The sequence below is a fragment of the Sphingomonas sp. FW306-1B-B10E genome (genome assembly GCF_058782005.1).
This window is the reverse complement of the sequence record NZ_JBYSXG010000088.1, coordinates 1-9,486: the sequence shown is the minus strand read 5'-3', so window position 1 is coordinate 9,486 and position 9,486 is coordinate 1. Positions and strand designations below refer to the sequence as shown.

The window sequence follows — 9,486 nt, the reverse complement described above, 5'->3', positions numbered from 1 at the left end:
TCTCAAGCCCCTCCCCTGAAGGGGAGGGGCTTGAGAAGGTTCAGCCCCCAGCCTGTGCGCCCGGACCGGGGACCACCGTCATCGTCCAGTCCCGATCGGGCCGCAGATATTTCTGCGCCAGCCCCTGGATCTCGATCGGCGAGGTGGTCGCGACGTCGCGGGCGAGCGTGCTGACCGCGGCTATCCGCGCCGGATCGTAGCTGCCGCCCTCGACCAGCCGCATCCAGAACATGTTGCCGCTCGACTGGCGGATCAGCTGCTGCTTGATCGGGGTGAGCGCACGGTTGAGCTCGTCGGCGTCGACCGGTTTGGCGACGAGATCGGCGGCGATCCCGCGGGCGAGCTCGAAGAAGAAGCCGGTCTTGTCCGGCGGCACCATGCCCAATGCGATCAGCTTGCCGCCCGATTCCATGCCGAGCGGCCACTGGCTCGCAACGTTGGGCGAATAGCTGACCCCCGCCTTGCTGCGCAACTGGTCGATCAGCCGGTCTCGGAAGATCGCGGCGAGCACTTCGAGCTTGCGGCTCTCGGTGATGCCCGCGCTGCCCGCGCCGGTCGGCCAGGCGATCACCGCCGCGGCCTGGTCGGCCTTGCCGGTATGGTTGCGCACCACCGGCTTGTCGGCATGCGCCGGGAACGGCACCGCGGGCACCGGCGCAGTGCTCGCCGCGCGGGGCTTGAGCGCACCGAAGGTCTCGCCGACCGCCTTGATCGTGGCGTCCGAATCCATGTCGCCGAACACTTCGACTTCGATCGGACCGGTGGCGAGCAGCGGCTCCCACAGCTTACGGAAGCTCGCCGGCGTGGTCGCCTCGATCGTCTCGCGCTCGGGGATGCCCCAGCGCGGATCGCCCGAATGGAGCAATTTCTCCAGGTCGCGGCCGAGCACCGCGTCGGGCGACGAGGACAGCCCGGCATAGCCCGAGAGCACCGCGGTCTTGGCGCGGGTCACCGGGTTGGGATCCCAGGCCGGCGCGGCCAGCTTGGCGGCGAACAGCCGCAACTGGTCGGTCAGATCGTCCTTATTGGTCTGCCCGCTGAAGCGGAAGGCATCGCCGGCCACGTCGAAGTCGAAGCCGATCTGGCGGCGGCCGATCAGTGCGTCGAGCTCTTCCTGGCCGAGCTTGCCGACCCCGCCGGCGACCAAGGCCATCTCGCCCGCCCAGGCCGGGCTCGGCCGGTTGGGCAGCGCGTTGAGGCCGCGGCCGAAGCGGACATTGACATAGACCTTGCCGACTTCGGACGAATCCTTGCGCATCAGCAGGTTCACGCCATTGGCGAACACGACCTTCTCGATCTCGAGCTCGGGGAGCAACGCCTCGCGGCTGACCATCTTGCCCGGCGCGCCCAGCTTGGGCAGCTGCGCGAAGCTGACATTGCCGAGCGCGCGGCGCTTGCCGCCATTGGCGACGACGTCAGCCTGGAGCGCGGCGGTGACCTTGGCCATCAGCTGCGGATCGGGGGTATGGGTGTTGACCAAGGCGCGGGTCGCCGTCCCCTCGAACACGCGCTTCGCCGCGGCCTGCACCGTCACCGGCGTGAACATCCTGGCGGCGACCGCGCTCTTGAAGATGTCGTACGACGCCTGGGGCGTGGTCACCGTCTCGTTGATGTCGACTGCCTCGACCAGGTCGTCGGCGATCTTCATCCCCGATTCGACCGGCGCGGTGGCGATGCGCTGCTTCATCGAGGATTCGATCTCGGCGAGCTCGCGGTCGATCTCGGCCTGGGTCGGCGCGGTGGTCTGCAAGTCGGCGATCGCGCCGCGCACGTCGCGCAGCGCCGTCTCCCAATCGTCGCCGACCGGCATGACGTTGACCGTGGTGACGTTGGCCGAGCGCGCGACGTCGCTGAGATCGGCGCCGGCGCCGACGAAGCTGCCGCCCGAGCGCGCGCGCGATTCGAGGCGGCGGTTGAGGATACGGATCGCGACCAGGTCGATCATCCGCTTCTGGTTGAAGATCACCGTGTCGCTGAACACCGTCCAGGGGCGCACGATCGTCATCATCGCCATGGTCGGCACCGCCGGCTCGACGATGCTCGCGGCGACCGGATGGCCCTCGGCCACGGGCTTGCCGAAATCGGGCGCCGGGGTGGCCGGGCGGTTCGCGGTCCAGGTCGAGAAATGCTTCTGGACCATCGCCTCGAGCACCGCCGGGTCCATGTCGCCGATCACGATCACCACGGCGCGATCGGGGCGGTACCAGCGATCGTGGAACGCCTTGACCGTCGCGGGGGTCGCGGCAGTGAGCGCGGCGGTGGTGCCGATCGGCTTGCGATTGGAGACCGGCTGGCCGGCGAACATCAGCCCGAGCATCGTATCCTGCAGCCGCTCCTGCGCGCCCGGCTGCTCGCGCGCCTCTGCCAGCACCACCGGACGCTCGGCATCGAGCGAGGCCTGGGTGATCGCCGGCGCCGACATCATGCCGGTGAGGATCTTGAAGCTCTCGTCGAGCCCCGCCGCGGTCGCGGTCGGCAGATCGAGCTTGTAGACGGTCTCGGTGAAGGTCGTGCTCGCGTTCGAATCCGAGCCGAAGGTCACCCCGAGCCGCTGCCAGATCCGCTTCGACTCGCCGTCGGGCACGAAGGTCGAGCCGCGGAACGAGAGGTGTTCGAGCAAATGCGCAAAGCCGCGCTCGCTGTCCTGCTCGTTGAGCGAGCCGGCGTCGATCCGCACGCGCACCGAGACCTGGCCGGGGGGCACGCCGTTCTTGCGCACCGCATAGCGCACCCCGTTCGACAGCCGGCCGAACTTCCATTCGTCGTCATGGACGAGATCGCTGCCCTTGTAGAGCCAGGGATCGTCGGCGGTCTGGACCGGACGCGGCGCGGTCTGCGCCAGCACCGGCGCGGCCGGCGCGAGCGCGAGAAGGGCAAAGGAGGCGAGGAGCGGCGACCGCAGGAAACGAAGCATGGACCCCCATCTAGTGGCGAAACTGCGCGCTTGCCACCGCGTACCTTTCGCGCAGGTGTACGGGGGCTTTAGGCGGCGGCTTTAGTGACACCGAGCTAGGGGCGTGGACTCGTAAAGCGGACCGGCAGGAAACGCCTCAATGGCGGATACTGCGATCCTCATTGTCGGAGGACTGAAATTGGGTCGTCAGCAGACCGGCAGCTTGCAGGGGCCGAGTAGGAGAAGTGGACGTTGTCCGGCCGACCTTCCGGCGTAACGAGATGCTCTACCAACTGAGCTAAGCGCCCCCTTCTTCGGCGGCCGCGCCATTTTCCCGAGGCGTCAACCGAAGGTGGGGATACGGATGCGATTCTTCTTACCCACCCCGCTTGCATCAGGCATCCGTCCTAACGGCTGAACCTGATGGGCTCTGAGCTACGCAGTACGCGTCACATATTCGAAGTGCCAAACGAAGCCTAGCTCGTCGATGTCATCGAACGTCGAGCCATTCTGTTCACAGCTATACGTGATAACGTGGGCAATCATCGCCGAGACGGGAGTGCCCAATGAAACGCAACGCGCTATTTCCTCGGCCGGTTTCCCACATGGATATAGCAAAGGATGTCCCTGCTGAGCAGCTGGCCGCTCTGGGGCGATGCTGCCTGGAATACAATCGAGCCGAAGAATCTCTAGAGTGGGCGCTTCTCCGCGGGCTGGATCTACCGTGGGCAGTTTGGCGCGACGTGACGACCCGCATCAACGGTATCGACGGAAAAGTCGCCATCATTAAAGCGACATTTCGCGATCTTCGGATTGCGGCAGAAGACATTAAAGCTTTTGAAGATTCGTTGACGGCGTTCCAGCTGTATAAAACCTACCGCGACGCCATCATCCACACGCGGATTTTTGATCCAGGCGTGCCTGTGGGACTGCATTGGCAACGTCAAGGGAAGTTGACGGAGGCATTGATCTCAACCGAGGCGCTTAACGGATTATCTCAGCGGCTTTCTCTTCTGACGTGGGAGCTGAGTCAAATGGTTCAAGTCCTGCACTACACCCAAGAGGCGCGGGGAACGTACAAAAACCAAAGTGGTCCTCCGTTTGAGCCGGGAGAAGCGGAGAAGGCGATTTTGAAGTGCCGCGTTCAACTCACGGAATGTCAGAACCTTCGAAAGGCTCTGCCATCGCTCCCAGAATTTCCAGATGAATATTGAGATTCAATAGGTGGGGATGCTTGCTGGCGCTACTTGGGTCAGCGAATCAAGCCGGTTAGAAACTTGGCCGCTAACGTGTCTGCGTTAGCGCGGCCGTTCCCCATTGCGGCCCGTAGCGCTACGTACAGCGTATGCCTCTATGCCGCTCATCCATGTTGCGATCGATCATCTGATAGATCAGAAGAGCATCAACCTAAGCTGGAAAGGCAGGGGCCTGTCAGGGCGGTCCGGGCCGTATTGGATTGCCCACGCGAACGGCAGCTCTGCAACAGCCGATAGTAAATGCGAACGACCGAATTTGGGGCGCATTGCTGACACGCAATCCGTGGATCGGAAGTGGTGACTTCCCACCAATCTAAGACATTCGACACCCTCCCCGACAGCGGTCGTTTATGGGATCCCGGCCCAGTTCCGGGGTCCAGCAGGCGACTGGGCGAAGGGATTGCACCTCTTTGCCGACACCCAGTGGCGCAGTGGCCCCCGGAACAAGTCCGGGGTGACGATGACGATACGGTAGGGCAATTCGTCCAATCGACCGTTGCAGCCGGATGCGTAAAATACCATCTGGCACCCAGAGGAATTGAACATGCCCACCGACAATGCCCAGGCCTGGCGCGAATTCCGGCGGATGCTGGGGTGGATCGCGCTGGCCGGCGTGCTGATGGTCGGGGCGGCGCTCTGGTATCTCTCGCTCTACGACGCGCTCTATCCTTCGGCGATCTTCGCGGCGATCGGCGGCGTATTCCTGTCGACTCTGCTCGGCTGCGGGCTGTTCGCCGCGGCGTTCTTCAGCGACAAGAGCGGTCACGACGCGAATGTGAGCAGCGCGACGCGGCACGACGAGCACGAGGCCTGAATTGGCCGCGCGAAACCTTTCGTTTCCGGCCGCGCGCTTGATCCGGGCACGCCCAAGCGCCACATGCACCTCATGCTGATCGAGACCGAAGCCACGCCCAACCCGGCGACGCTCAAATTCCTTCCCGGCCGCACGGTGATGGAAACCGGCACCCGCGACTTCGCGACGCCCGAGGAGGCCGAGGCCTCGCCGCTCGCCAGTGCGATCTTTTCGTTCGGCGACGTGACCGGGGTGTTCTTCGGCCGCGACTTCATCTCGGTCACCGCCGGCCCCGGCGTGGACTGGCGCGACCTCAAGCCCGATGTGCTCGGCATCCTGCTCGATCATTTCTCGGCGAATATGCCGCTATTCGCCGCCGGCACTGCGGCTGGCTTCTCGGTCCCGCCCGAGAGCAGTGATTTCGGCGATGCCCCCGAGGATGCCGAGATCGTCGCGCAGATCCGCGAGCTGATCGACACGCGCATCCGCCCCGCGGTCGCCAATGACGGCGGCGACATCGTCTATCGCGGGTTCGATGCGGGCAAGGTCTATCTGCAGATGCAGGGCGCCTGCGCCGGCTGCCCGTCCTCGAGCGCGACGTTGAAGAACGGCATCGAGCAATTGCTCAAATATTACGTTCCCGAAGTTACCGAAGTCCGCGCGGTCTAAGCGCCGCTTTCACTCGAAAGGATTGAACCATGGGCCGTCCCCTCGATGATGCGGGGCTGGATACGATCTTTCGTACCGCCCGCAGCTATAACGGCTTCACCGATGAGCCTGTCACCGAAGTCGATATCCGGGCGATCTACGATTTGGTGAAGATGGGCCCGACCTCGGCCAACCAGCAGTCGGCGCGTTTCGTCTGGGTGACGAGCCAGGAGGGCAAGGACAAGCTCGCCAGTCTCGCCACCGCTACGAATAGCGACAAGATCCGCAAGGCGCCGGCTACCGTGATCATCGCCATGGATCTCGGCTTCACCGAGCAGCTCCACTGGCTGTTCCCGCACGCGCCCGATGCCAAGAACTGGTTCGCCGACGATGCCATGCGCACTGCCAACGCCTTCCGCAATTCCTCGCTCCAGGGCGCCTATCTGCTGATCGCGGCGCGGGCGCTCGGCTTCGATACGGGTCCCATGTCGGGATTCGACAATGCCAAGGTTGACGAAGCGTTCTTCAGCGACCAGCCCAATCTGAAATCCAACTTCATCTCGACACTGGGCCATGGCGACCCTTCCACCATCTTCGGGCGGCTGCCCCGACCCGAATTCGAACAGTTCAATCGCGTCGTCTGAGGCATTGCCGACGCTCGTCATCGAGACCGCGACCGCTGCCTGTTCGGTGGCGCTGCTTCGCGGGAGCGAAGTCGTCGCCAGCGCGCACGAAGTCGTCGGACGCGGCCATGCAGAGCGGCTGGTGCCGATGATCGGCGCCCTGCCCGGCCAGGGCCGCGCGCCGCGCATCCTCGTCGATGTCGGCCCGGGCAGCTTCACCGGGGTGCGCGTCGGGCTCGCCGCCGCGCTCGGCCTTGCAATCGGCTGGCAGGCGGAGGTCCGGGGCTATTCGTCGCTGGCCCTGCTCGCCGCGGCGGGATTTGCGGCCGCCCCGGAACGGCCCGCACTTGCCGCGATACTCGAGGGCGGGCACGGTGAAGTCTTCATGCAATCGTTCACCGCACCGCCGCTCGCGCCCGAAGGCCCGCTCCAATCCCTGCTCCCCGCGGCAGCATTGACCGCGCTCGGCGGCCGGCCCGCGATCGGCAGCGGGGTCCGCCATCTCGTCGCGCTCGATCCCCGCGGCGACTGGAACGACTCGCTTCCCCGCGCCGAGGATGTCCGGCTGCTGCCGCCCGAACTGACCGGCTTGCCGCCGCGGCCGATCTATGGCCGCGCACCCGACGCCAAGACGCTGGCTGAGCGGGGCCTCGCATGACCGGAGCGGGCAGCGTGACCGAATTGCGCGAAGGCGGCACGCAGGATCTCGCCGAAGTCAGCCGGATCATGGAAGACGCGTTCGACCCGCGTTACGGCGAGGCCTGGACCAGCGCGCAATGCCTCGGGATGCTGTCGCTCCCCGGCGTTTGGCTGGTCATCGCCAGCCTCGACGGCAAGGATGCCGGCTTCGCGCTCGCCCGCGTCGTTGCCGACGAGACTGAGCTGCTGCTGCTCGCGACTCGCCCGGCCGCCCGGCGCCGCGGCGTCGCCGGGGCGCTGCTTCGCGCCGTCGTCGCCGAAGCACAGTCGCGCGGAGTCGCGAAGCTGCATCTCGAAGTCCGCGCGGGCAACGATGCCGTCCGGCTATACCGTCGCGAAGGTTTCGAGAAGGTCGGCGAGCGCAAGAACTATTATAAGGGCAAGATGGGGCAGGCGTTCGACGCGCATACCTACGCCCGGGAGCTTCGCTGATTTTTTTCGTAACTGAAGGTTAACGACTTGCCTTCGGTCTACAATGGTCCGATAGGACCGCCGCAGGTGGCACCTATAGTCACCGCTAAAATGGGTCGAAGGAAATAAGATGGACGGTTCAGCTGATATTCAGGAAACGCTTGTGACGCTTACTGCCGATATTGTGGCAGCGCATGTGAGCAACAATAGTGTTGCGGTTTCCGACATTCCGGTACTTATTCAGAATGTACATGGCGCGTTGACTGGCCTTGGCCGCGTCACGGCTGAACCGGAAGTAAAGCAAGAGCCTGCCGTTTCGGTTCGTTCTTCGGTGAAGCCGGACTATATTGTCTGCCTGGAAGACGGCAAGAAGCTCAAGATGCTCAAGCGTCACTTGATGACGCACTATCAGATGACTCCGGAACAGTATCGCGCGAAGTGGAATCTTCCTGCTGACTATCCGATGGTCGCTCCCAACTATGCCGAGCAGCGCCGCACGCTCGCCAAGAAGATCGGCCTGGGCACCAAGCGCCGCAAGCGCTGAGAAATCCCTCCCCTCCCTGCAAGGGAGGGGATTAAGGGGTGGGTTTGAAAAGGCTGGGCTCGATGCCCGGCCTTTTCTTTATCCCAATCGTGTCGTTGGGCTCGCTTCGCTCGCACCCACCCCCAACCCCTCCCTTGCAGGGAGGGGAGTCAAAAGGCTACATCGACGCCATGCCGCGCAAAATCGATCTCGAGCAGCTCTGCCACGACAAGGGGCTGCGCATCACCGAACAACGCAAGGTGATCGCGCGCGTACTCTCCGACGCCGAGGACCATCCGGATGTCGAGAAGGTCTATGAGCGCGCCTCCGCGATCGACCCCGGCATCTCGATCGCCACGGTCTACCGCACGGTGCGGCTGTTCGAGGAAGCAGGCATCCTCGACCGCCACGATTTCGGCGACGGCCGGGCGCGCTACGAGCCCGCGCCCGAGGCGCATCACGACCATCTGATCGACGTCGAATCGGGCAAGGTGATCGAGTTCGTCGATCCCGAGCTCGAATTGCTCCAGAAGCAGATCTCCGAGCGGCTCGGCTTCCGCCTCGTCGATCACCGCATGGAGCTTTACGGCGTCTTGCTCGACCGCAAGGCGTAACCAATCTCCGTTCGTGCTGAGCTTGTCGAAGCACCGTCTTTCTTTCTACCACCAAGAGAAGAACGGCCCTTCGACAAGCTCAGGGCGAACGGGAGGAGCAGGTGAATAGCGACCGCCGCGCCGACGCCGCCGAAGGCCTCCCGATCCGGCTGACCGGCGCGGAGCAGGCGCGGATGTGGAGCCGCGTCGTCCTGCTGCTGCTGGCGGTGCTGAGCCATGTGCCGATGCACTATCTGTGGCGGCTGCTGCGCCTCCCCTCGCCCTGGCCGCGCTGGTTCCTCGGCCGCGCCGCGTGGATCGCCGGTGCGCGCATCGCCAAGATCGGCACGCCGCTGCGCCGCGACGTCTTCTACGTCTCGAACCATCTCAGCTGGATCGACATCCTCGCGCTGGGCGGGGCGAGCGGCACCGCCTTTGTCGCCAAGGCCGAGATCGGCGCGGCGCCGGTGGTCGGCTGGCTCGCCGGGCTCAACCGCACCGTCTATGTCAAGCGCGAGAACCGGCTCGGCGTCGCCGACCAGATCAACCAGCTCCGCGACGCACTCGCCGACAATTGGGCGATCACGATCTTCCCCGAGGGCACCACGACCGACGGCAAGTCGCTGCTGCCGTTCAAGACGCCGATGCTGCGCGTGCTCGAGCCGCCGCCGCCCGGGGTGATGGTCCAGCCGGTACTGCTCGATTATGGCGATGCCGGCGAGGATATCGGCTGGATCGGCCAGGAGCGCGGGCTCGACAACGCCAGGCGTATCCTTGCGCGCAAGGGCAGCTTCGCGCTGCGGGTCCACTTCCTCGAGCCGTTCTTCCCCGCCGACTATCCCGGCCGCAAGGCGATCGCCGCGGAGAGCCGGCGGCGAATCGAGGGCGCGCTGGTCGCCGCGCTCGGCCACCCGCTCCGCCCCTTCCGCTACGCCGAGGAAGCGATCGGCTACAAGCCGAAGCCAAGCGCATAGCCCCTCCCCTTTAGGAGCGTCGGGTGAACCGCGCCCCGCGCGGTTCAGGTCAGGCCGGGGGCCTGACCTGAAC

Annotated in this window: 10 protein-coding genes; 9 read left to right on the top strand and 1 reads right to left on the bottom strand. The window is 65.1% G+C overall.

What is annotated here, in order from left to right; all coding sequences use genetic code 11:
- Window positions 1-40 precede the first annotated feature (40 nt).
- Window positions 41-2,914: a M16 family metallopeptidase gene (locus tag AC3WJI_RS20965; RefSeq protein ID WP_492759246.1), complete on the bottom strand. Its 2,874-nt coding sequence runs from the start codon at window positions 2,912-2,914 to the stop codon at window positions 41-43.
- Between the two features lie 545 nt (window positions 2,915-3,459).
- Here AC3WJI_RS20965 and AC3WJI_RS20960 point away from each other — a divergent pair.
- The 9 genes from AC3WJI_RS20960 (at window position 3,460) to AC3WJI_RS20920 (ending at window position 9,413) form a co-directional block, all read left to right on the top strand.
- A complete protein-coding gene (locus AC3WJI_RS20960) occupies window positions 3,460-4,107 on the top strand; it encodes a hypothetical protein (RefSeq protein ID WP_492759245.1) in 648 nt (215 codons plus the stop codon).
- A gap of 586 nt (window positions 4,108-4,693) precedes the next feature.
- The gene (locus tag AC3WJI_RS20955; protein ID WP_492759244.1) at window positions 4,694-4,963 is read left to right on the top strand and encodes a hypothetical protein; all 270 of its coding nucleotides are present in this window, start codon (window positions 4,694-4,696) and stop codon (window positions 4,961-4,963) included.
- A 72-nt stretch (window positions 4,964-5,035) separates the two neighbouring features.
- Window positions 5,036-5,611, top strand: coding sequence for a NifU family protein (locus tag AC3WJI_RS20950; RefSeq protein WP_492759243.1), 576 nt, complete (start codon window positions 5,036-5,038; stop codon window positions 5,609-5,611).
- Between the two features lie 29 nt (window positions 5,612-5,640).
- Window positions 5,641-6,234 carry a malonic semialdehyde reductase gene (locus tag AC3WJI_RS20945; RefSeq protein ID WP_492759242.1) on the top strand — a complete coding sequence of 198 codons (594 nt, stop codon included), beginning with the start codon at window positions 5,641-5,643 and terminating at the stop codon, window positions 6,232-6,234.
- A 4-nt stretch (window positions 6,235-6,238) separates the two neighbouring features.
- Window positions 6,239-6,871 carry a tRNA (adenosine(37)-N6)-threonylcarbamoyltransferase complex dimerization subunit type 1 TsaB gene (gene tsaB / locus AC3WJI_RS20940; protein ID WP_492759241.1) on the top strand — a complete coding sequence of 211 codons (633 nt, stop codon included), beginning with the start codon at window positions 6,239-6,241 and terminating at the stop codon, window positions 6,869-6,871.
- Window positions 6,868-7,344 (top strand): GNAT family N-acetyltransferase, encoded by a 477-nt coding sequence (locus tag AC3WJI_RS20935; RefSeq protein ID WP_492759240.1) that lies wholly within the window; start codon window positions 6,868-6,870, stop codon window positions 7,342-7,344. The genes tsaB and AC3WJI_RS20935 overlap by 4 nt, the downstream gene beginning before the upstream one ends.
- Window positions 7,345-7,453: 109 nt before the next feature.
- Window positions 7,454-7,867: a Ros/MucR family transcriptional regulator gene (locus AC3WJI_RS20930; RefSeq protein ID WP_492759239.1), complete on the top strand. Its 414-nt coding sequence runs from the start codon at window positions 7,454-7,456 to the stop codon at window positions 7,865-7,867.
- A gap of 170 nt (window positions 7,868-8,037) precedes the next feature.
- Entirely contained in the window at window positions 8,038-8,460 is a 423-nt protein-coding gene (locus tag AC3WJI_RS20925) for a Fur family transcriptional regulator (RefSeq protein WP_492759238.1), read from the top strand.
- A 173-nt stretch (window positions 8,461-8,633) separates the two neighbouring features.
- Window positions 8,634-9,413, top strand: coding sequence for a lysophospholipid acyltransferase family protein (locus AC3WJI_RS20920; RefSeq protein ID WP_492759247.1), 780 nt, complete (start codon window positions 8,634-8,636; stop codon window positions 9,411-9,413).
- Window positions 9,414-9,486 lie beyond the last annotated feature (73 nt).